Raw genomic sequence first — 19752 nt, 5'->3', positions numbered from 1 at the left:
CGCCACCCTCCGCTCATCCTCCGAGGCGGTCCCATGGGTGAGTCCCTCACGGAGTCCGGGACGGAGACGACGCTGCCCGCCCCGGGCGGGCAGCGGTACGCCGAGCCCCGGCAGGCCGCGGGGACACCGGAAGGACGAGCAACCATCGGGACACAGCGGGACGGCCGGCCGACGCCGACCGAGGGGCACGAGGCGGTCATGCTGCTGGAGCGGGCCCGGGCGGAGGTCGATCCGGTCCTGCGGACCGCGCTCGGCTCGCTGCCGGGGCCGATACGCCGGATCGCGCTCTACCACTTCGGCTGGGGACAGGCCGACGGGACTGCGACGGAGGGGAGCTCCGGCAAGGCCGTCCGGCCCGCGCTGGTCCTCGCCGCTGCGGCCGCCGGCGGCGGGTCCGAGGCGCGGGCGGGGGCGGCTCGGGCAGCGGCTGCGGTGGAGCTCGTCCACAACTTCACGCTGCTGCACGACGATGTGATGGACCGGGACACCACCCGCCGCCATCGCCCCACGGCGTGGACGGTGTTCGGTGACGCCGACGCCATCCTCGCCGGGGACGCCCTGCAGGCGCTGGCCCTGCGGCTGCTCGCCCAGGACCCGCACCCAGCCGCCCCGGCCGCCGCCGCCCGGCTCGCGGACTGCGTGGTCGAACTGTGCGCGGGGCAGCACGCGGACACGGCTCTGGAACGCTGCGCCCCTGCCGAGGTCACGCTCGACGAGGTGCTCGCCATGGCGGAGGCCAAGACGGGCGCCTTGCTCGGGAGTGCCTGCGCTATCGGCGGGTTGTACGCGGGGGCCTCGGAGGCGGAAGTGGCGGCGCTGGACGCGTTCGGACGGGAGGCCGGGCTCGCTTTCCAGCTCATCGACGACGTCATCGGCATATGGGGCGACCCGCGCCGCACCGGCAAGCCAGTCGGTACGGATCTGGCCGCCCGCAAGAAGTCGTTGCCGGTGGTCGCGGCCTTCACTTCCGGCGACGCGGCGGCGGCCGAACTCGCCGAGCTGTACGCACGACCCAGCGAGACGGAGGACCTGGAGCACATCGCCCTGGCAGTGGAGCGTGCGGGCGGCCGTGACTGGGCCCAGGAGGAGGCGGCCGACCGGATGGCCCGGGCGATGCAGCAACTGGCCCGTGCGGTGCCGGACCCGGAGGCGGCGGGCGGTCTGCTGGCCCTCGCCGAGTTCGTGACCCGGCGGGCCGGTTGACGGCCCGCGGCAGGCGGTGGCCCACAGCGGGTGGCGGCCCGCGGTGGGCGACGGCCTCGGCGGGGGCGGCCGTGGTGGAAGGCAGCCTCGGCGGGGGGCGGCGTGCGGCGAGAGGCGGCCCGCATCGGTTGGCGGACCGTTGCCGGTCGGCCAGGGCCGACGAGCGGCAGCACCAGCGACGTCCCTCGGGCAACCGACGGGCAAGACCCCGGGGCGCCCGGGGCCGTGCGGCTCCTGACCCCGCACGGTCACCGGCCTCCGGTCGGCGGGTCCCGCACTGCCCCACGGTGTGCGGGGCCCGCTCCTCCTTCCCGGACTGGCTCCCGAACGACCCCTGTAACCCTGCGGACTGGCTCCCGAACGACCCCTGTAACCCTGCGGACTGGCTCCCGAACGACCCCTGGATCCTTTCGGAACGGCTCCCGAACGACCTCTGGATCGACGTCTGGACCGACTCCTGTACGGCTGCCGTATCAATCGAGTTTGGGCAAACGTTCGACTGAATCCCGCCAAGATCCTGCTCGCATCACCCCGCGCGGGCCAACCCCCCTACGATCAACGCCCGTCGGGACGAGCGAAGGGGCGGGGCATGGGTGTGGCCATCCGGACGGCGGGCGCAGGGGACCGGGAGCTGATCGTCCGGCTGCTGGACGACGCGTTCCAGGACGACCCCGTCAGCGGCTGGGTCTTCCCAGGGGTGGAGGAGCGCCGCGCCAAGCACCCCGGACTCATGGCCGCCTTCACCGACATCGTGCTCGCGGCCGGCCGCATAGACGTCGCCGAGGACGGCTCGGCCTGTGCCCTGTGGCTCTCCATGCCCGCTGACGAGGACCACGACGACTCCGTCGGTCACGGCGACCCCGCCGGCCATGACGGCGCCACCGAGGACGAAGGTCCGGCCCAGGTGCGTGAGGCCGTCGATCCCGACAACGAGCGCATCGAGATGATCGGCCGGCTGACGGCCGCCATCCATCCCACCGGGCGGGCCCACGAGTACCTGTGGATGATCGGCGTGGCGCCCGGCCGCCAGGGCGAGGGCCTCGGCACCGCGCTCATCGAGAGCGTCCTCGACCGCTGCGACCGTCAGGCCCTGCCTGCCTACTTGGAGGCCAGCAGCGCCCGCAGCCGCAAGCTGTACGAGCGCCTGGGCTTCGAGTCCGTCGGCCCGGTCCTCGACCTGCCGGACGGCCCGGCGATGTGGCCCATGTGGCGCGAGCCCAGACCCCACCGGCCCGCCGCCCAGGCCTGACCGGAGAAGGGGAGTCCGGCCGTGCGGCGGAACTCCCTCACGGCGCGGGCATGCCGATGTTCGGCTCCGGGTTCGCGATCGCGGAGTTCACCCCGCAGTCGGTGCGCGCGTTCGGAAACGGCGCTCTGGTGCGCGCGTACGGCAGGAAGCGCTGAGCCCCCGACCGGCCTACGCTGGGGACATGGGCAGCCAAGAACACGTCTGTCCCAGCTGCGGACAGCCAGTGGAGACGGTCGTCCGGCGTCACAAGACGCTGGGCACCTGGGTCCCCCGCTGGGGGCCGGGCCCGTGCCGCAACCCGGAATGCGGGGCCTACGACGCGGGAGCCGCCGCAAGCGGCCACACCGTCCAGGGCACTCAGCCCCGGGAAGATCCCGCGGCCCCCGAGGAGACCGCCCCGTCCGCTACGGCGCCTCGGACCGAAGCCGCCTCCCGCCCCGCCGACACGACCCCGTACCCGCCTGAAGCAGCCCCCGGCCGATCCGGCGCGCCCCCGGACGGGCCCCGAACGGCCCCCGGAGCAACCGTCGAGAAGAATTCCTGAGCCCGTGTCGAGATGCGCCGCCCGGCTCCGACGTCCCCTGTGAAGAGCCGCCCACCGGGGCGGTGCGAGCCGAAGGAGCGGACTGATGAAGTACCTGGTCATGGTGCAGGGCACGCAGGCGGACTACGAGGCCATGCGGGGCAAGGCGTCGGCGGACTCCCCGGCCTGGAGCGAGGAGGAGGTGCAGACCATGTTCGCCTACATGGGAGCCATCAACGACGACCTTTCCGAGAGTGGTGAGCTCGTCGACGCCCAGGGCCTGGCCGAGCCGGCACAGACCCGGCACGTCACCCTCGGTGACAACGGCAAGGCAGTGATCACCGACGGGCCGTACAGCGAGACCAAGGAGCTGCTGGCCGGCTACTGGGTCCTGGAGTGCGAGAGCCTGGAGCGGGTCACGGAGATCGCCGACCGCGTCTCCCGCTGCCCCCAGCCGCCCGGTGCCCCCGCCCATCCCGTCGTGATCCGCCCGATCATGGATGGTGCCGGGGACATCTGACGCACGGCGGCACCGACGGACACACCCGTGAGGAACACGTCCGAGATCGAGGACCTGCTGCGCGGCAACGCGCCGCAGGTCCTCGGTGCGCTGGTCAGACGGTACGGGCACTTCGACGCCGCCGAGGACGCCGTACAGGAGGCACTGCTCGCGGCGGCCGGGCAGTGGCCTGAAGCGGGTGTGCCCGGCAATCCGCGCGGCTGGCTGATCAAGGTCGCCTCGCGGCGGCTCACCGACGCCCTGCGCAGCGACCAGGCCCGGCGGCAGCGCGAGGAGCGGGCCGCCGCGCTCACGCCCCGGGACGCCTTCACGGCCCCGCCGCCCGGGGAGCGGGCGCCCCGCGAGGACGACACGCTCTCGCTGCTGTTCCTGTGCTGCCATCCGGACCTCTCACCGCCCGCGCAGATCGCGCTGACCCTGCGTGCCGTGGGCGGTCTGACCACCGCGGAGATCGCGCGGGCCTTTCTGGTCCCGGAAGCGACGATGGCGATGGGGGTCCCCCCTGTTCGAGCGAAGCCGAGAACTCGGGGGAGGGTCAGCCGGGCCAAGCAGAAGGTGCGGGGCGAGCGCTTCGGCCGCCCGGACCACTGGGAGCAGCGGCTGCCGTCCGTCCTGCAGACCCTCTATCTGATCTTCAACGAGGGCTATACGGCCACTTCCGGCGCCGCGCTGCAACGCCGCGACCTCGCGGGCGAGGCCGTGCGGTTGACCCGCGCGGTCCACCGGCTGCTGCCGGGCGACTGCGAGGTGGCCGGTCTGCTCGCGTTGATGCTGCTCACCGACGCCCGGCGCGACGCGCGCAGCGGTCCGACCGGCGAGCTGATCCCCCTCGACGAGCAGGACCGCGGCCGCTGGGACCGGGCGGCGATCGAGGAGGGCGTCGCACTGGTCACCCGGGCTCTGTCCCGGGGCCGGCCGGGGCCGTTCCAGCTGCGGGCCGCGATCGCCGCCGTGCACGACGAGGCAGCTTCACCCGCGGCGACGGACTGGGTTGAGATCCTTGGCCTGTACGACATCCTGGTCGGCCTGGTCCCCGGCCCGGTCGAGCGTCTCAACCGCGCGGTCGCCGTCGCCATGGTCCACGGCCCGCACGCAGGTCTCACCGAAGTCGATTCCCTGACGGACGAGTTGAGGGGCCACCGCCTGGACGCCGTACGAGGCCACCTCCTGGAGCGCGCGGGCGAGACCGAAGCCGCCCGGGCCGCCTACGAGTCGGCGGCGGCGCGAACTCTCAGCCTGCCCGAGCAGCGTTATCTCCGGGCCCGGGCGGCGCGGTTGGGCGAATAGTGCCGCTGCAGGCAGCGTCGCCCCGTCGCGACACCTTCGCCTGCCCAGGCACTAGCGTGTGAGGCATGGGTGCACAGGGGGATCGGCGCCGCACGGTGTGGCGCCGGGTGATGATCGGGTGGGCGCTGCTCGTGGCCGTCGCGGGCGGGCTGACGCTGTGGATGCAGGACTCCACGGAGCCGCGGGGGCCGTACGTCTGGCAGCAGACCGACCCGGGCGGGACACCGGACCTGCCGCCCTGCCCGACGACCGGGGAAGCCGGGGCCGTCGCCTGCGCCTACGTCGACGCCCCGTGACCGCGCAACCCGCCCGTCACCGGATCCCGGGTCGTCAGGCAGTACCTGCCGCCCGACGGGTCGCGCATCACCGTCCAGCCGGAGAAACCTGCCACGAAGGCGGCCCCGAGTCGCTCGTGGCGTGCCCGCGTCGACGAGACATCCGCGCAGGCGAGGTCGAGGTGGGCCGATGCCGACCCTTCGCCGAGGCGTTGCAGGAGCAGACGGACCGGCAGGCCGGACGGCGGCTTGACCACGTGGAACTCCGGCAGGGCGCCCGGCAGGGACTCCCAGCCGTCGAGCAGCGCGCTCCAGAAGGCGACCTCGCCCTCGTAGGCCGAGGAGGGGACGTCCAGGCACACCTGGTCGAGACGGCTGCCCGCCACCACACCCGGCCGCGACGACTGACCGCGCCAGGGATCCGCGCAGAACAACTGCCCGCCGGGCGAACGCAGCACGACGAGCGACTTCAGGTCGGCCACCACACCCGCGCCGAGCCGTACCGCCGCGGCGGCGAACTCCGCCACGTCGTCCACGCAGAAGTCGATGTGCGCACCGCCGGAACCCGGACCGACCGCCTGCACCTTCACGCACGCGTCGGCGCCCTCGGGGAGCAGGGTGACGAACTCGTCGCGCTCCCCGCGCGGTTCGGACAGGCGGGTGTCCGTGACCGCCGTCCAGAAGTCGCAGGCGGCGCCGAAGTCCGCACGCGCACGGTCGATGAAGGCGTACGTCCATCTGATCCTCATGGGCGCGATCGTAGAGGCACGCGCCCCCGCCACCTGCGTGAACCTCGACCGGCCCCCGCCGCACCGATCCCGATCCACCGGCCTGCGCTGTTTGCATTCAGCAATGGACCACATCACGTTCCTCGTGGCGGCCGTCATCATCACGGCGCTCGCCTTCGACTTCACCAACGGTTTCCACGACACGGCGAACGCGATGGCCACGTCCATCGCCACCGGCGCGCTCGCACCCCGTACGGCGGTCCTGATCAGCGGTGTCCTCAACGTCGTCGGCGCCTTCCTGTCCACCGAGGTCGCCAGGACCATCTCGGACGGCATCGTGCACGACACCCTCGTCTCCCCGGGCATGATCTTCGCGGGGCTGGTCGGCGCCATCCTGTGGAATCTGCTGACCTGGCTGATCGGTCTGCCCTCGAGCTCCTCGCACGCCCTGTTCGGCGGGCTGATCGGGGCCGTGTGGGTCGGGGCGGGCAGCCACGGCGTCGACTTCGGCAAGGTCGTCGAGAAGGTGCTGGTGCCGGCGGTGGCCTCGCCCGTCGTGGCCGGTGTCGCCGCGCTGCTCGCCACCCACCTCGCCTACCGGCTCACCGACCGGGCCGGCGGAGACCGCGTCACCCGGGGCTTCCGCATCGGCCAGATCGCCTCCGCCTCGCTGGTCTCCCTCGCCCACGGCACGAACGACGCGCAGAAGACCATGGGCGTCATCACGCTCACGCTGATCTCCGCCGGTGCCCTCGGCCACCATGCCGGCCCGCCTCTCTGGGTCGTGGCGTCCGCGGGCCTGGCCATCGGCCTGGGTACCTACCTCGGCGGCTGGCGGATCATCCGCACTCTGGGCAAGGGCCTCACCGAGATCCGGTCGCCGCAGGGCTTCGCCGCCGAGACCGCCTCCGCGGCCGTCATCCTGACCTCCACGCACCTCGGTTTCGCGCTGTCCACCACCCAGGTGGCTTCGGGCAGCATCCTGGGGGCGGGGCTCGGCCGCAGGCTCGCGGAGGTCCGCTGGGGCGTCGCGGGGCGGATGGCGGTCGCCTGGGCGGTCACCCTGCCCGCCGCCGCGCTGGTCGGCGGACTGGCCGCCGCGATCGTGCGGATCGGCGGTGACATCGGCACGGCTGCCGTCGCCCTGACCGGCGCGGCCGTCGCCGTGGGCATCGTCGTCGTCTCGCGCCGCGACCCGGTGCACGCGCACAATGTCAACGACGCACAAGAGCCCGCCATCCGCACCGAGCCGTCGGCCAAGGTCGGCACGGCTGCCTGAGCGACAGGGAAGCGAGCGTGGAGGACATCGATCTGGCCGCCGGAGGCGGCAGCGGCTTCTGGCCCACCGGCGTCGTGATGCTCGTCGTCGTCACCGTCATCGTGGTGCTGATCGGTGCCCGGCGCAGCCGCAACGCCAGAAAGGGAACCGGAGGGCCGGGGAAGTAGGAAGAGCGAAGGCCCCGCACCCGGCACGGGTACGGGGCCCACCGTCCCCTCTCACCCGGCCGGCGACATCGCTGGTCGGGTGATACGGAGAGGATCAAGCCTTCTTGGTCTCCCAGAAGATCTTGTCGATCTGGGCGATGTAGTCCAGCGCCTTCTGGCCGGTGGCCGGATCGGTCGAGCCCTTGGCGGCCGAGAGGGCCTTCAGGGTGTCGTTGACCAGCTGGTGCAGCTCCGGGTACTTCTCGAAGTGCGGGGGCTTGAAGTAGTCGCTCCAGAGCACCGAGACGTGGTGCTTCGCGAGCTCGGCGCGCTGCTCCTTGATGACGGTGGCGCGCGCCTGGAAGTGCGGGTCGTCGTTGGCGGCCATCTTCTCCTGCACGGCCTTCACCGACTCCGCCTCGATGCGGGCCTGGGCGGGGTCGTACACACCGCAGGGAAGGTCGCAGTGGGCACTGACCTTGACCTTGGGGGCAAACAGGCGGGAAAGCATGGAGCATTCCTTCCTCGTGATCGTCTTCTCACAGGGGACATTACTCCGTGAGGGACGGCTTTTGGCGGGTGCCCCCATGGGCTTAGGACAAAAGTCCGGGGTGAGACTGAGACTGGTGGAGGAAGAACCGGGGAGGTGCCGGGTGATGCCGGAGCTGTCGCAGGAGTTCGAGCGGGGGAGGCCGGCCCCGCCCTTCGGTGTGGCCGAGGTCACCGGGCCGTCCATGGTGCCCACGCTGTACCACGGCGACCGGCTCCTGGTGCACTACGGGGCCCGGGTCAGGCCCGGCGACGTGGTCGTGCTGCGGCACCCCTTCCAACAGGACCTGCTGGTCGTCAAGCGGGTCGCCCAGCGACGTGACAGCGGCTGGTGGGTGCTCGGGGACAACGCGTACGCCGGCGGCGACAGCACCGACTACGGCGTCGTGCCCGACGACCTGGTGCTGGGGCGGGTCCGGTTCCGCTACCGGCCGCGCAGGCCCGGCCGGCGGTCGCCCTGGGCGCTGCTGGGCTGGGCGCTGTCGGCGGCCAGGCCCGTGCTCTCGGGCAGGTCGGGACGGGTGGCCTCCAGGCGCTTGCGGGCGCGGTAGGCCGCCACGTTGGCGCGGGTCGCGCAGCGGTCGGAGCAGTAGCGGCGGGAGCGGTTGGTGGAGGTGTCGAGGTAGGCGTTGCGGCAGGGCGCGGCCTCGCACAGGCCGAGGCGGTCCGCGCCGTGCTCGGTCAGGTGGAACGCCAGGCCCATCGCCGCGATCGCCGCGTAGCCCGCCGTCGCGTTCGACGGGTGGTCCGCCAGATGCATGTGCCACAGGGGGCGGCCGTCGTCGTCGCGGAAGTCGTGCCCGGAGATCTGCGGGCTCACCGGGAACTCCAGCAGCAGTGAGTTCAGCAGGTCGACGGCGAGCCTCTCGTCGCCGATGTCGGCCGCCTCGAAGACGGCACGCAGCCGGGCCCGGACCGAGCGGAAGCGGGTCACGTCCGCGTCGGTGGCGCGGCGGGCCGCCGACTGGCTGGGCCCGAACAGATCGCGGACTGCCTCCACCGACGTCAGGGCGTCTTTGCCCCGGGCCGGTTCCTCGGTGTTGACGAGGCGCACGGCATAGTCCGAGTAATAGGCCAGTTCCACTTGTAGTCCTTACGGAGGGGCTTTGTCGTCGGGGGCGTGCACTTGTAACAGCTGATGGTGCTTCCAGGGTATTACGAGGGAGGGGCTCGATGACGGACGCCGACACCATCACGGCCGCCGACTGGCAGGCCTGGCAGGAGAGCTGGGACCGGCGGCAGGAGTGGTACCTGCCCGACCGCGAGGAGCGGTTCCGGATCATGCTCGATGGGGATCCCCCATGCCTTTCGGGCCATGGGGGAGGTCGAGGCCCTCGTGGACAGCGCCCCGCGCGTCCTCGACCTCGCCTGCGGCACCGGCGGCATCACCGCCAGGCTGCTCGCCCGCTTCCCGGACGCCACCGGCACCGGCGTCGACCTCGACCCGGCGCTCCTCGCCATCGCCGAGGGCACCTTCGCCGGTGACGAGCGGGCCGGCCTGGTCACCGCCGATCTCAAGGACCCCGACTGGCCGTCGAAGCTGCCGTACGACGCGTACGACGCCGTCCTGACCGCGACGGCCCTGCACTGGCTGCACCGGGAACCCCTCGCGGACCTCTACGGCCGGGTCGCGGGACTCGTCCGCGCCGGCGGTGTGTTCATGAACGCGGACCACATGATCGACGAGGCGACGCCCCGGATCAACGCGGCGGAGCGGGCGCAGCGGCACGCCCGTATGGATCAGGCCAAACGGAACGGCGTCCTCGACTGGGCCGAATGGTGGCAGCTCGCGGCCGAGGACCCGGTTCTCGCGGAGTCCACCGCCCGGTGCTACGAGATCTGCGGCGAGCACGCGGACGGTGACATGCCGTCGGCCCAGTGGCACGCGCGCGTACTGCGCGACAAGGGGCTCGGCGAGGCCAGGCCGGTGTGGTGCTCGCCCTCGGACACCCTGCTGCCGGCCCTCGAGCAGCGCAGACGAAGGGGGCGGTACGGAATCTCCGTACCGCCCCCTCGCCGTGCGTACCGTCAGAGCACCTTGGACAGGAACGACTTCGTCCGCTCGTGCTGCGGGTTGGTCAGGACCTCGCGCGGGTGACCGGATTCGACCACCACACCGCCGTCCATGAAGACCAGGCTGTCGCCCACCTCGCGGGCGAAGCCCATCTCGTGGGTGACGACGATCATCGTCATGCCGGACTCGGCCAGGTCGCGCATGACGTCCAGGACGTCACCGACCAGCTCCGGGTCGAGCGCCGAGGTCGGCTCGTCGAACAGCATCAGCTTCGGGTCCATGGCAAGGGCCCGGGCGATGGCGACACGCTGCTGCTGGCCGCCGGAGAGCTGCGAGGGGTAGTTGCCCGCCTTGTCGGCCAGGCCCACCCGGTCCAGGAGCTCCTGGGCGCGCGTGCGGGCCTGGCTCCTGCTGACGCCCTTGACCTGGACCGGCGCCTCCATGACGTTCTCCACGGCCGTCATGTGGGGGAACAGGTTGAAGCGCTGGAAGACCATGCCGATGTCCCGGCGCTTGACCGCGACCTCGCTGTCCTTCAGCTCATAGAGCTTGTCGCCCTTCTGCCGGTAGCCGACCAGCTCACCGTCCACGTACAGACGGCCGGCGTTGATCTTCTCCAGGTGGTTGATGCACCTCAGGAAGGTCGACTTGCCGGAGCCGGAGGGGCCGATGAGGCAGAACACCTCGCCGGACTTCACCTCCAGGTCGATGCCCTTCAGGACCTCTACGGGGCCGAAGGACTTGTGGACGCCCTCGGCCTTGACCATGGCGGTCATGCGGTGCCTCCCGTCGACGCCGAGCGGTTGGACAGGGACAGCACGTTCGCCTTGATCTTCTGGAACGGGGTGGCCGGCAGCGACCGGCTCGAACCACGCGCGTAGTACCGCTCCAGGTAGTACTGGCCGATGCTGAAGACAGAGGTCATCAGCAGGTACCAGGCCGCCGCCAGGAACAGCATCTCGGCGGGGGCGCCGGAGGTCTGGCCGATGTCCTGGGCCGCGCGCAGCAGCTCCGGGTACTGGACGACCGAGACCAGCGAGGTCGTCTTCAGCATGTTGATGACCTCGTTGCCCGTCGGCGGCACGATCACGCGCATCGCCTGCGGGATGACGATCCGGCGCAGCGTCTTGGAGTGGCTCATGCCCAGCGCGTGCGACGCCTCGGTCTGGCCCTCGTCGACCGAGAGCAGACCGGCCCGGCAGATCTCCGCCATGTACGCGGCCTCGTTCAGGCCGAGGCCCAGCAGCGCCGTCAGGAACGGGGTCATGAAGTCCGACCACTCGTCCTTGTAGAACGGCCCGAGGTTGATGTACTCGAAGACCAGGCCCAGGTTGAACCAGACGATCAGCTGCACCAGGACCGGGGTGCCGCGGAAGAACCAGATGTAGAACCACGCGATCGACGAGGTCACCGGGTTCTTCGACAGGCGCATCACGGCGAGCAGGACGCCGCCGACGATGCCGATCACCATGGACAGGACGGTCAGCAGGAGGGTCTTGCCGACGCCGTCCAGGATGCGGTCGTCGAAGAAGTAGTCCGGGATCGCGTCCCAGTTGATCTTGCCCTGGGAGAACGCGTAGACGACCCCGACCAGCAGGGCGATGGCGACGACGGCGGAGACGTACCGCCCGTAGTGCCGGACCGGGATGGCCTTGATGGCCTCCGGTCCGGCCGGGGGCGTGTCAGCCGGCGTCTTGTCGATGTCAACAGTCACGGGTGTTGCCTTTCAGTGCCGCTAGGGCGCGGTCACTTGCCGCCGTTGATGGTGGCTTCCTGCACGGAGCCGTCCGTGACGCCCCACTTCTTCATGATCTTCTCGTACTCGCCGCTCTTGATGACGGCGTCGAGCGCGGCCTTGAGCGCGTCACGCAGCTGCGTCTGGTTCTTGGCGACCGCGATGCCGTAGGGGGCGGCCTCGACCTGCTCGCCGACGATCTGGAAGTCCTTGCCGCCGCCGGAGGTCTTCACCGCGTATGCCGCGACCGGGAAGTCGGACGAGCCGGCGTCGGCGCCGCCCGCGCGCAGACGGGTCTGGGCCTGCTGGTCGTTGTCGAAGGGCTCGATGGCGATCTTCTTGCCCGCCGGGCACTTCTTCGACTCCGCCTTGGCGAGGTCCTCGGAGACCGTGCCGCGCTGCAGCACGATCTTCTTGCCGCACAGGTCGGACCAGGACTTGATGCCCTGGTCGTCACCCTTCTTGGTGTAGATCGAGACGCCGGCCGTGAAGTAGTCCACGAAGTCGACGCCCTCACCGACCTTCTTGCCGGTGTCGGAGTCGATGCCCTCCTGGCGGTCCTTGGTGTCGGTCATCGCGGACATGGCGATGTCGTACCGCTTGGAGCGCAGACCCGTGATCAGCGTGTCGAAGGTGCCGTTCTCGAACTGGAAGTCGACCCCGAGCTGCTTGCCCATGGCAGCGGCGAGGTCCGGGTCGATGCCGACCGTCTTGCCCGAGCTGTCCTTGAATTCGACCGGGGCGTAGGCGATGTCGGAGCCGACCTTGATGACGCCCTTGTCGCGGATGGCCTGCGGCAGCTTGTCCGCGAGCGGGGCGGAGGCCGCGGTGTCGCTGGAGCCGGTGTCCTTGGTCTGGTCACCGCATCCGGTGAGCATCAGCGCGCCTGCGACCGCGATCGCACCGACCGCTGCTAGCCGGGAGTGCGCGGCGGTCGTACGACGGGTGGAGCTTGCGGTCATGGTGGGTTCCTCCGGCGGATGGGTGGAGTTGCCGATGGGGCGGGCCGCCGCCGATGGGTTCGGCACGGCCGTGGCACGCCGAAGGTTTCGGCAGTGCCGTGGGTTGACGAGAGCACACCTCTTCGAGTGTCGCGACCTCGTGTGATTACGGCATCTTGCCATTCGGACTGCGCGATTCTGGGGGCCAGCCATGTCAAAATCGGATAACGGGCGACCCCCGAACCGCACCACTCCGGTACATCACGGCCGGACCTTCTGCAGGAATCACCCGTTCCGGCCGGAAGATCTTCGGTAAATCCCGAGATTTCGATACGGGGACCGCCAGCTTCACGGATGGTTGAGTGGGTGCAGCTGGTTTGTCCAGGTCTTGTCCTGATTTTGGACGAAGAGTCAGGGACCCGTCATGTGACCTTCGCGTTATGGACTCGTCGTCGATGCCGTCCGTCCGGTAAGAAGGGTCTTTACACCCCTCATCCGGGGCTCAGGGCGCGTGTGCGGCGCGCCCGTCGCGTACGCGCCCGTACGGATACCCGTACAAGCACGACATGGGTCTACGCGGTGCCCGCCCACCCCTCACCAGGAGTGGCCACCCTCAAAAACAATGAAGATTTAAGGGGTACAACGAAGTGGCAGCGGAGATCGTCAATCCTCGCAGCGAGAGCAAGACCGGCGATACGGATCACGAGGGCAGTGCGGAGCCCCTCGACTCCTTCGACCCGGCGTTCGCCCTGCACCGCGGTGGCAAGATGGCCGTGCAGGCCACCGTGCCGGTCCGCGACAAGGACGACCTGTCCCTGGCATACACGCCCGGCGTCGCGAAGGTGTGCAGCGCGATCGCGGAGCAGCCGGAGCTCGTGCACGACTACACGTGGAAGTCGTCGGTCGTGGCCGTCGTGACGGACGGTACGGCCGTGCTGGGCCTCGGTGACATCGGGCCCGAGGCCTCTCTCCCGGTCATGGAGGGCAAGGCGATCCTGTTCAAGCAGTTCGGCGGTGTGGACGCGGTGCCGATCGCCCTGAACTGCACGGACGTCGACGAGATCGTCGAGACCGTGGTGCGGCTCGCGCCGTCGTTCGGCGGGGTCAACCTGGAGGACATCTCGGCACCCCGGTGCTTCGAGGTAGAGCGGAAGCTGCAGGAGCGGCTGGACATCCCCGTCTTCCACGACGACCAGCACGGTACGGCCGTGGTGACGCTGGCCGCCCTGCGGAACGCCGCGCGGCTGAGCGGGCGGGCCCTCGGGGAGCTGCGGGCCGTCATCTCCGGCGCCGGTGCGGCCGGTGTCGCCATCGCCAAGATGCTCGTCGAGGCCGGCATCGGGGACGTCGCGGTGGCCGACCGCAAGGGTGTCGTGTCGGCGGACCGGGACGACCTCACGCCGGTGAAGCAGGAGCTGGCCGGGTTCACGAACAAGGCCGGGATCACCGGGTCGCTGGAGACGGCGCTGGACGGCGCCGACGTGTTCATCGGCGTCTCCGGTGGCACGGTCGCGGAGTCCGCGGTGGCGACGATGGCCGAGGGCGCGTTCGTCTTCGCCATGGCGAACCCGAATCCCGAGGTGCACCCCGAGGTCGCGCACAAGTACGCGGCGGTCGTCGCGACCGGGCGGTCGGACTTCCCGAACCAGATCAACAACGTGCTGGCGTTCCCGGGGATCTTCGCGGGGGCGCTGCAGGTGCGGGCCTCCCGGATCACCGAGGGGATGAAGCTGGCCGCCGCCGAGGCGCTGGCGGCCGTGGTCGGGGACGATCTCGCCGCCGACTACGTCATTCCGTCGCCGTTCGACGAGCGGGTCGCTCCGGCGGTCACGGCCGCGGTGGCGGCGGCTGCTCGGGCCGAGGGTGTGGCCCGGCGCTGACGCCGATGCCGACGCTCGTGTGAGGTGGCCCCGCCCGGGATCGGGCGGGGCCATTTCTTTGCGTGGGGTGGGGGCTGTTCGGGTGGTGCGGGTGCGGGTGCGTCCCGCCCGAGGGCGCAGGTGGTGCGGGTGCGGGTGCGTCCCGCCCGAGGGCGCAGGCATACGGCTCAGGCGGGCCGCAGCAACACAGGGCCCACCTGGCAAGAGGGCGTGTCTCACAGGGCCGGGTGGTTCCTTCGGTCTCTCGCGGAACCTATCGTCAAGGTCATGTTCGCTGTCTACGCCGCCCGAATCGACCGCGACCAGCCGCTGTCCGGCCTGGAGTTGGGGGAGCGTCCGGCTCCCGAGGCCCGCCCCGGCTGGAGCACCGTCACGGTCAAGGCCGCCTCCCTCAACCACCACGACCTGTGGTCCCTGCGGGGCGTGGGCCTCGCAGAGGACAAGCTGCCGATGATCCTCGGCTGTGACGCCGCCGGTGTCGACGAGGACGGCAACGAGGTCGTCCTGCACTCCGTGATCGGACAGAGCGGGCACGGGGTCGGCCCCAAGGAACCCCGTTCCATCCTCACCGAGCGTTATCAGGGCACCTTCGCCGAGCAGGTCTCCGTGCCGACCTGGAACATCCTGCCCAAGCCCAAGGAGCTCTCCTTCGAGGAGGCCGCCTGTCTGCCGACGGCCTGGCTGACGGCGTACCGGATGCTGTTCACCAACGCGGGGGTCCGGCCCGGTGACTCCGTGCTGGTGCAGGGCGCCGGCGGTGGTGTCGCCACCGCCGCCATCGTGCTGGGCAAGGCCGCCGGGCTCCGGGTCTTCGCCACCAGCCGGGACGAGGCCAAGCGGAAGCGGGCCGTCGAGCTCGGGGCCGTGGAGGCGCTGGAGTCGGGGGCGCGGCTGCCGCAGCGGGTCGACGCCGTCATCGAGACCGTCGGGGCCGCCACCTGGTCGCATTCGGTGAAGTCTCTGAGGCCCGGCGGCACGCTGGTCATCTCCGGCGCCACCAGCGGTGACCGGCCTTCGCACGCCGAGCTGACCCGGATCTTCTTCCTCGAACTCAAGGTCGTCGGATCCACGATGGGCACCAAGGACGAGCTGGAGGACCTGCTGTCGTTCTGTGCCGCCACCGGTGTGCGGCCGGTCATCGACGAGGTCATGCCGATGGACCGTGCGCGTGAGGGCTTCGAGCGGCTGGCCTCGGGTGAGCAGTTCGGGAAGGTCGTGCTGACGAATCCCTGAGTTCCTTCGAAGGTGCGTTGACGGTCGGTCCGGTGCGGGCCGGCCGTTTTCGTATGTCAACTGTGGTTGACGCGGGCGGGTTGTCAACGTAGGTTGACTTCATGACCGAAGCAACGGATCTGGCCGAGCGTGCGGGTGACCGTGATCCACGGGTCGGCCTGCGGGCCGTCGCCGCGCTGCGTCGGCTGCTGGAGCAGCTGGAAGCCGTACAGGTGCGCAATGCGCGCAACCAGGGCTGGTCGTGGCAGGAGATCGCCACCGAACTCGGTGTGAGCAGGCAGGCCGTGCACAAGAAGTACGGGAGGCATTGATGTTCGAGCGGTTCACCAAAGACGCCCGGGATGTAGTGAAGAGCGCTTACGCGCATGTGGAGGGGAGCGGTGGGGACGGCCGGCGTGTGGAGCCTGAGCACTTGCTGCTGGCTCTGCTGGACAGGGAGGGCAGTCGTGGGTCCTTCGCGCTCGCCGCTCTCGGGCTCGGTGAGCGGCGGGAGTCCGTGCGCGAGGCGCTGCGTGAGGCGCGGCGCCGGGCCGGGCTGACGCAGGCCGAGACCGATGCGCTCGCGGGGCTGGGGATCGACGTGGCGGAGATCGTCGCCCGGGTGGAGGAGACGCACGGGGTCGGTGCCCTGGCCGGCGACCGGACGGACAAGCGGTGGTGGTCGGGGCGTGTCTCCTTCGGGCGGGGGGCCAAGGAGGTGCTGGAGCGGTCCTTGCGGGTCGCTCTCGCCCAGCGGGACCGTCACATCGGGGACGAGCACATTCTGCTGGCCCTGACCGTCCGTCCCGGGGTGCCGGCCGAGGTCCTCGCCGACCACGGGGTGACGTACGCGTCCCTGGTGCGGGTGCTGTACGGGAGTGGTGGCCAGGCCAAGGCCGGCTGAGGGGCTGCGTCCCGGGCGCCTACTTCTGCTGCGTGCGCAGGAGGGCTCCTATGTGGGCCGCCGCCGTCGACAGATGGCGGCGGGCGTCTCGCAGTTGGTCGGGGGTGACGCCGTGGTCGCGGGCCGCGTCACGGATGTCGTCCCGGAAGCGGTCGAGCAGGCGGTCCAGGTCGCGGGCCGGGTCGCCGGTGGAGTCGGCGGTGTCCTCGTGGGCCCAGGCCGGTTCATAGGCGGCCGGGAAGTCCTCCGGGGGATGGGCGTGGGTCGGCTCCGCGGTCGGCTTGCCGGTGCCGGGCCAGTCGAAGCCCAGGTCCTTGCCGAAGTCCTTGCCGTAGTCCTTGCCGAACTCGCCCACCTCCTTGACCAGTTCGCTCAGGCCCTCACGCAGACCCGTCGGCCAGTCGCCGCGGGCGAAGTGGTCCTGCACCTGCTCCTGGACGCGGCGGGTGATGCGCTGCACCTGCTCCTGGGCCTGTACGCGGGCCTGCTCCTGGGCCTCCTTCGCCTGGCGGCGAGCGCGCTGTGCGTCCTCGCGGGCGCGACGGCTCTCGTCCTTGGCGCGCCGGGCCTGTTCCTTCCACTCCTGCCGGGCGCGGCGCATCTCTTCCTTGGCGATGCGCCAGGCCTCCTTGTCCCCGTACTGCGAGAAGTCGCCATAGGGGGTGCCTGTCGTGCCATCGGGCGTGGTGCCGTCGCCCCGGCGGGCCTCCGTCGCCGCCGCGCGCATCTCGCGGCGCAGGTCTCCGGCGGCTCCGCGCACGTCGGCCTGGATCTCCGCGGCCAGTTCGGCGACAGACTCCCGGATCTCCAGTTCCAGGTCGGCCAGCTCGCCGCTGCGATCGGCCAGTTCGGCGCGGCCCGCGTCCGTGATCGAGTAGACCTTGCGGCCGCCCTCGGTGGTGTGGGTGACCAGGCCCTCGGCCTCCAGCTTGGCCAGACGCGGGTAGACCGTGCCCGCCGACGGCGCGTACAGCCCCTGGAAGCGCTCCTCGAGGAGGCGGATCACCTCGTAGCCGTGACGGGGCGCCTCGTCCAGCAGCTTCAGCAGGTAGAGGCGGAGGCGGCCGTGGGCGAAGACGGGGGGCATGTCAGAGCACCTTCTTGTCGGTTGTGCCGTCGGCCGGGGCGGTGGTGGGGTCGCCGTCCGGGCCGGAGACGGAATTGTCTCCCGAGCCGTCCCCGGGGCCGCTCGCCGGGGCTGCCGCCGCGCCGCTGCTGCTGGGGCGGGTGCTCCATGGCTCGTCGTCGTGATCGTCCTCTCCGGCCGGGCGGCGGAGCAGGGCGATCGAGCCGGAGACGGTGGTGGCCCGCAGTTTGCCGGTGCCCGCGCCCAGCCGGCCCGTGATCTTGTGGGCTCCCCACTGGCCGTGCACCCGCAGGCCTTCGAAGGCGTTGGAGAGGGATCCGCTCGCCGTGTTCGCCTCGACCTCCGCGTCCGCCGGGTACGGCAGCCGGATGGCGATCTCGCCCGAGACGCTGGTCAGCCGGACGTCCGTCGGGCCGTTCGGGTCGAGGTCGACGATCATCGAGCCACTGACCGAGTCCGCCCGCACGGAGGGGCCGGAGCCCTCGATCACCGTGAGGTCGCCGGAGACGGAGTTGAACCGCAGGTCGCCGGTCACGCCTTGGGCCTCCAGGTCGCCGGAGACCGTATCGGCGCGGACCGGGCCGGACAGGCCCACCAGCGTCGTGTCGCCGGCGACGCCCTTCACCACCGACGGGCCATGGATCCCGGAGAGCACGGCGGCCGCGCCCACCGCGCCCACCTCCACGCGAGTGCCGGACGGGACGGCCAGGGAGACCACCGCGCTGCGGCGCCAGCCCTTGCGGTCCAGCCACTTCAGGAAGCCCTTCCAGGGCAGGTCCTCGTAGGCCACCGTGAGGACGCCGTCCCGCTGGGTCACCACCAGGGGTGGTCCCTCGATCTCGGAGATCTCCAGGCGGGCGGAACCTTCGTCCGTGCCCACCACGTTCACCGTTCCGTTGACGAGACGCACCCTCAGGTCGCTGACGGGCTCGTCGAAGGTGAGCTTCCTCGGTTCTGTGACGGACCACTCGGACATGGTGGAGACCTCCCCGACTTGACACGCCATATCGCGTCCTCTCGCATTCACGATATATCGCGGTCGCGGAAAGTCAAGACACCCGTTTCGGGGAGGGCGAGACGGTCAGAACTGCTCAAAAGGTAATGATTCGGCCTAGCGTGTGACCATGTCGACGGAAGCTGGCCGCACCGAACCCGCGCCCGGGGCGCTCCTGCTGTGCCGGGCGGCACCCGCGTCCGTCGCTCCTGTCGCCCATCTGCTGCGCGCACCGATGCGGCTCACGCGCGCGGGCGACGCCTGGAGCGTTCTCGTCCCCGGCAGCGGGCCATGGCGGGACGGCGCCGGGCCATGGCGGGACGGCGCCGGGCCATGGCGGGACGGCACCGAACCCGTCGACCGCGTGGTCACCGGCTGGGCCACGGCCCTCGCCGTCGGCGCGCCCTGGCCCGTCCTCGCCCTGTGGTGGGACACCGACCACGCGGGCTTCACCCTCGCGTCCGGCTTCCGCCGCCCGGTCGGCTTCGTGTGGCTCGCGAGCGGCGTGCCGGTGGGGGAGGACGAGGCCCTGCACACCTTCGCCGCACGGGTGGGTCTCGACCCCGTCCTGGACGTCCAGGCCCTCGACGAGCTGGCCGAACCCGACTCCGAGGCCGACGCCGGCACCCGCCTGCGCGGGCTGCTCGCGGTCCTCGCGCGCGTGGGCGTCGTACTGCCCGCCGAACTCGCCCCCGGCGAGCCCGCCGACCGCCTCCTTCAGGCCGCCGCCCGCATGCCGGACAGCCTGCCCGTCGAATGGCCGGGTTGGCGTGACGCGGTCGCGGAACGCGACACCGTCGACCACAGCCGACTCGGCCTCTGGATGCCCTGGACCGGCGGCCCGGGGGCGCGCGCACTGGCTCTGGCGCAGGTTGCGGCGGGCGCGCCGCTGCTGTCCTGGGGCCTGCGCAGGCGCAGCGGCGGCTGGGGCTGGGTCACGGCGGGCGCCCTGCTTCTCGCGCACGGCGCACTGGGCCTGACCTACGCCTTCACGCACCCGCGCGACTGACGCCCCGGGAGCGGCCTGGAGCCGGTGCCTGCTCGTGGTCCTCGTAGCGGCTGGAGCCGGTGCCTGCTCGTGGTCCTCGTAGCGGCTGGAGCCGGTGCCTGCTCGTGGTCCTCGGAGCGGCTGGAGCCGGTGCCTGCTCGTGGTCCTCGTAGCGGCTGGAGCCGGTGCCTGCTCGTGGTCCTCGTAGCGGCTGGAGCCGGTGCCTGCTCGTGGTCGT

The 19752-nt window shown here is 71.3% G+C and carries 20 protein-coding genes and 3 pseudogenes; 15 read left to right on the top strand and 8 right to left on the bottom strand.

All coding sequences use genetic code 11. The features are described 5' to 3' along the window. The first annotated feature begins 33 nt into the window (after positions 1-33). The 6 genes and pseudogenes from ACFY5B_RS31530 (at position 34) to ACFY5B_RS31505 (ending at position 5078) form a co-directional block, all read left to right on the top strand. A complete protein-coding gene (locus tag ACFY5B_RS31530; RefSeq protein ID WP_389976003.1) occupies positions 34-1203 on the top strand; it encodes a family 2 encapsulin nanocompartment cargo protein polyprenyl transferase in 1170 nt (389 codons plus the stop codon). 589 nt (positions 1204-1792) lie between these two features. After that, on the top strand, positions 1793-2452 hold the full coding sequence (locus ACFY5B_RS31525; protein WP_389976000.1) for a GNAT family N-acetyltransferase: 660 nt from the start codon (positions 1793-1795) through the stop codon (positions 2450-2452). 38 nt (positions 2453-2490) lie between these two features. Further along, positions 2491-2607 (top strand): annotated as a pseudogene (locus ACFY5B_RS31520) (dihydrofolate reductase); the annotation flags it as partial. 474 nt (positions 2608-3081) lie between these two features. Then, a complete protein-coding gene (locus ACFY5B_RS31515; RefSeq protein WP_389975997.1) occupies positions 3082-3495 on the top strand; it encodes a YciI family protein in 414 nt (137 codons plus the stop codon). A gap of 27 nt (positions 3496-3522) precedes the next feature. After that, on the top strand, positions 3523-4782 hold the full coding sequence (locus ACFY5B_RS31510; RefSeq protein WP_389975994.1) for an RNA polymerase sigma factor: 1260 nt from the start codon (positions 3523-3525) through the stop codon (positions 4780-4782). A gap of 65 nt (positions 4783-4847) precedes the next feature. Continuing rightward, positions 4848-5078, top strand: a complete 231-nt coding sequence (locus ACFY5B_RS31505) for a hypothetical protein (RefSeq protein ID WP_389975991.1) — start codon at positions 4848-4850, stop codon at positions 5076-5078. Here ACFY5B_RS31505 and ACFY5B_RS31500 read toward each other — a convergent pair. Next, positions 5060-5806: a VOC family protein gene (locus ACFY5B_RS31500; RefSeq protein WP_389975988.1), complete on the bottom strand. Its 747-nt coding sequence runs from the start codon at positions 5804-5806 to the stop codon at positions 5060-5062. The genes ACFY5B_RS31505 and ACFY5B_RS31500 overlap by 19 nt on opposite strands. 103 nt (positions 5807-5909) lie before the next feature. Between ACFY5B_RS31500 and ACFY5B_RS31495 the strand changes: the two genes are divergently transcribed. Both ACFY5B_RS31495 and ACFY5B_RS31490 read left to right on the top strand, forming a co-directional pair. After that, complete coding sequence (locus tag ACFY5B_RS31495) at positions 5910-7064, top strand: anion permease (RefSeq protein ID WP_389975985.1); 1155 nt, start codon at positions 5910-5912, stop codon at positions 7062-7064. Between the two features lie 17 nt (positions 7065-7081). Next, on the top strand, positions 7082-7231 hold the full coding sequence (locus ACFY5B_RS31490; RefSeq protein WP_389975982.1) for a hypothetical protein: 150 nt from the start codon (positions 7082-7084) through the stop codon (positions 7229-7231). A gap of 94 nt (positions 7232-7325) precedes the next feature. Here the strand turns inward: ACFY5B_RS31490 and sodN are convergent, their stop codons facing one another. After that, positions 7326-7721, bottom strand: coding sequence for a superoxide dismutase, Ni (sodN, locus tag ACFY5B_RS31485; protein ID WP_031140564.1), 396 nt, complete (start codon positions 7719-7721; stop codon positions 7326-7328). Between sodN and sodX the strand changes: the two are divergent. Then, positions 7633-8118, top strand: a pseudogene (gene sodX / locus ACFY5B_RS31480) (nickel-type superoxide dismutase maturation protease); the annotation flags it as partial. The gene sodN and the pseudogene sodX sit on opposite strands and share 89 nt — an antisense overlap. A 65-nt stretch (positions 8119-8183) precedes the next feature. Here sodX and ACFY5B_RS31475 read toward each other — a convergent pair. After that, on the bottom strand, positions 8184-8843 hold the full coding sequence (locus tag ACFY5B_RS31475) for a CGNR zinc finger domain-containing protein (RefSeq protein ID WP_389975979.1): 660 nt from the start codon (positions 8841-8843) through the stop codon (positions 8184-8186). Between the two features lie 89 nt (positions 8844-8932). Between ACFY5B_RS31475 and ACFY5B_RS31470 the strand changes: the two are divergent. Further along, positions 8933-9728: pseudogene (locus ACFY5B_RS31470) on the top strand (methyltransferase); the annotation flags it as partial. A gap of 59 nt (positions 9729-9787) precedes the next feature. Here ACFY5B_RS31470 and ACFY5B_RS31465 read toward each other — a convergent pair. Genes ACFY5B_RS31465 through ACFY5B_RS31455 form a run of 3 tightly spaced genes read right to left on the bottom strand, consistent with a single transcriptional unit; the run spans position 9788 to position 12470 of the window. Next, a complete protein-coding gene (locus ACFY5B_RS31465) occupies positions 9788-10549 on the bottom strand; it encodes an amino acid ABC transporter ATP-binding protein (protein ID WP_033313541.1) in 762 nt (253 codons plus the stop codon). Beyond that, positions 10546-11487, bottom strand: a complete 942-nt coding sequence (locus tag ACFY5B_RS31460; RefSeq protein ID WP_359631919.1) for an amino acid ABC transporter permease — start codon at positions 11485-11487, stop codon at positions 10546-10548. The genes ACFY5B_RS31465 and ACFY5B_RS31460 overlap by 4 nt, the downstream gene beginning before the upstream one ends. A 32-nt stretch (positions 11488-11519) precedes the next feature. Continuing rightward, positions 11520-12470 (bottom strand): ABC transporter substrate-binding protein, encoded by a 951-nt coding sequence (locus tag ACFY5B_RS31455; RefSeq protein WP_389975975.1) that lies wholly within the window; start codon positions 12468-12470, stop codon positions 11520-11522. A gap of 626 nt (positions 12471-13096) precedes the next feature. Here ACFY5B_RS31455 and ACFY5B_RS31450 point away from each other — a divergent pair. The 4 genes from ACFY5B_RS31450 to ACFY5B_RS31435 all read left to right on the top strand — a co-directional run bounded on the left by ACFY5B_RS31450 (position 13097) and on the right by ACFY5B_RS31435 (position 16445). Then, complete coding sequence (locus ACFY5B_RS31450; protein WP_389975972.1) at positions 13097-14329, top strand: NADP-dependent malic enzyme; 1233 nt, start codon at positions 13097-13099, stop codon at positions 14327-14329. Positions 14330-14596: 267 nt separating this feature from the next. After that, positions 14597-15562, top strand: coding sequence for a zinc-binding dehydrogenase (locus tag ACFY5B_RS31445; RefSeq protein ID WP_389975969.1), 966 nt, complete (start codon positions 14597-14599; stop codon positions 15560-15562). A 101-nt stretch (positions 15563-15663) separates the two neighbouring features. Beyond that, positions 15664-15873 carry an HTH domain-containing protein gene (locus ACFY5B_RS31440; RefSeq protein ID WP_003992902.1) on the top strand — a complete coding sequence of 70 codons (210 nt, stop codon included), beginning with the start codon at positions 15664-15666 and terminating at the stop codon, positions 15871-15873. Continuing rightward, on the top strand, positions 15873-16445 hold the full coding sequence (locus ACFY5B_RS31435; protein WP_389975965.1) for a Clp protease N-terminal domain-containing protein: 573 nt from the start codon (positions 15873-15875) through the stop codon (positions 16443-16445). The genes ACFY5B_RS31440 and ACFY5B_RS31435 overlap by 1 nt, the downstream gene beginning before the upstream one ends. 19 nt (positions 16446-16464) lie before the next feature. Here ACFY5B_RS31435 and ACFY5B_RS31430 read toward each other — a convergent pair whose 3' ends face one another. Both ACFY5B_RS31430 and ACFY5B_RS31425 read right to left on the bottom strand, forming a co-directional pair. Then, positions 16465-17532, bottom strand: coding sequence for a helix-turn-helix transcriptional regulator (locus tag ACFY5B_RS31430; RefSeq protein WP_389975961.1), 1068 nt, complete (start codon positions 17530-17532; stop codon positions 16465-16467). A 1-nt stretch (position 17533) separates the two neighbouring features. Continuing rightward, positions 17534-18508 (bottom strand): DUF4097 domain-containing protein, encoded by a 975-nt coding sequence (locus ACFY5B_RS31425; protein ID WP_389975958.1) that lies wholly within the window; start codon positions 18506-18508, stop codon positions 17534-17536. A 148-nt stretch (positions 18509-18656) separates the two neighbouring features. On the opposite strand from ACFY5B_RS31425, the gene ACFY5B_RS31420 reads away from it, so the two are divergent. Then, a complete protein-coding gene (locus ACFY5B_RS31420; RefSeq protein ID WP_389975956.1) occupies positions 18657-19535 on the top strand; it encodes a hypothetical protein in 879 nt (292 codons plus the stop codon). Positions 19536-19752: the final 217 nt, after the last annotated feature.

It is taken from the genome of Streptomyces sp. NPDC013187, assembly GCF_042899705.1.
In the GTDB taxonomy this organism is placed as follows: domain Bacteria; phylum Actinomycetota; class Actinomycetes; order Streptomycetales; family Streptomycetaceae; genus Streptomyces; species Streptomyces hawaiiensis_A.
Note: the sequence above shows the minus strand (reverse complement) of the source record. Positions and strands in the feature narration are given on the sequence as shown.

What these genes read in the sequence shown, in the direction of transcription:
- ACFY5B_RS31530 (WP_389976003.1), top strand. Translation starts at nt 34, where the DNA reads ATGGGTGAGTCCCTCACGGAGTCCGGGACGGAGACGACGCTGCCCGCC.
- ACFY5B_RS31525 (WP_389976000.1), top strand. Translation starts at nt 1,793, where the DNA reads ATGGGTGTGGCCATCCGGACGGCGGGCGCAGGGGACCGGGAGCTGATC.
- ACFY5B_RS31515 (WP_389975997.1), top strand. Translation starts at nt 3,082, where the DNA reads ATGAAGTACCTGGTCATGGTGCAGGGCACGCAGGCGGACTACGAGGCC.
- ACFY5B_RS31505 (WP_389975991.1), top strand. Translation starts at nt 4,848, where the DNA reads ATGGGTGCACAGGGGGATCGGCGCCGCACGGTGTGGCGCCGGGTGATG.
- ACFY5B_RS31500 (WP_389975988.1), bottom strand. Translation starts at nt 5,806, where the DNA reads ATGAGGATCAGATGGACGTACGCCTTCATCGACCGTGCGCGTGCGGAC.
- ACFY5B_RS31495 (WP_389975985.1), top strand. Translation starts at nt 5,910, where the DNA reads ATGGACCACATCACGTTCCTCGTGGCGGCCGTCATCATCACGGCGCTC.
- sodN (WP_031140564.1), bottom strand. Translation starts at nt 7,721, where the DNA reads ATGCTTTCCCGCCTGTTTGCCCCCAAGGTCAAGGTCAGTGCCCACTGC.
- ACFY5B_RS31465 (WP_033313541.1), bottom strand. Translation starts at nt 10,549, where the DNA reads ATGACCGCCATGGTCAAGGCCGAGGGCGTCCACAAGTCCTTCGGCCCC.
- ACFY5B_RS31455 (WP_389975975.1), bottom strand. Translation starts at nt 12,470, where the DNA reads ATGACCGCAAGCTCCACCCGTCGTACGACCGCCGCGCACTCCCGGCTA.
- ACFY5B_RS31445 (WP_389975969.1), top strand. Translation starts at nt 14,597, where the DNA reads ATGTTCGCTGTCTACGCCGCCCGAATCGACCGCGACCAGCCGCTGTCC.
- ACFY5B_RS31440 (WP_003992902.1), top strand. Translation starts at nt 15,664, where the DNA reads ATGACCGAAGCAACGGATCTGGCCGAGCGTGCGGGTGACCGTGATCCA.
- ACFY5B_RS31435 (WP_389975965.1), top strand. Translation starts at nt 15,873, where the DNA reads ATGTTCGAGCGGTTCACCAAAGACGCCCGGGATGTAGTGAAGAGCGCT.
- ACFY5B_RS31430 (WP_389975961.1), bottom strand. Translation starts at nt 17,532, where the DNA reads ATGCCCCCCGTCTTCGCCCACGGCCGCCTCCGCCTCTACCTGCTGAAG.
- ACFY5B_RS31425 (WP_389975958.1), bottom strand. Translation starts at nt 18,508, where the DNA reads ATGTCCGAGTGGTCCGTCACAGAACCGAGGAAGCTCACCTTCGACGAG.
- ACFY5B_RS31420 (WP_389975956.1), top strand. Translation starts at nt 18,657, where the DNA reads ATGTCGACGGAAGCTGGCCGCACCGAACCCGCGCCCGGGGCGCTCCTG.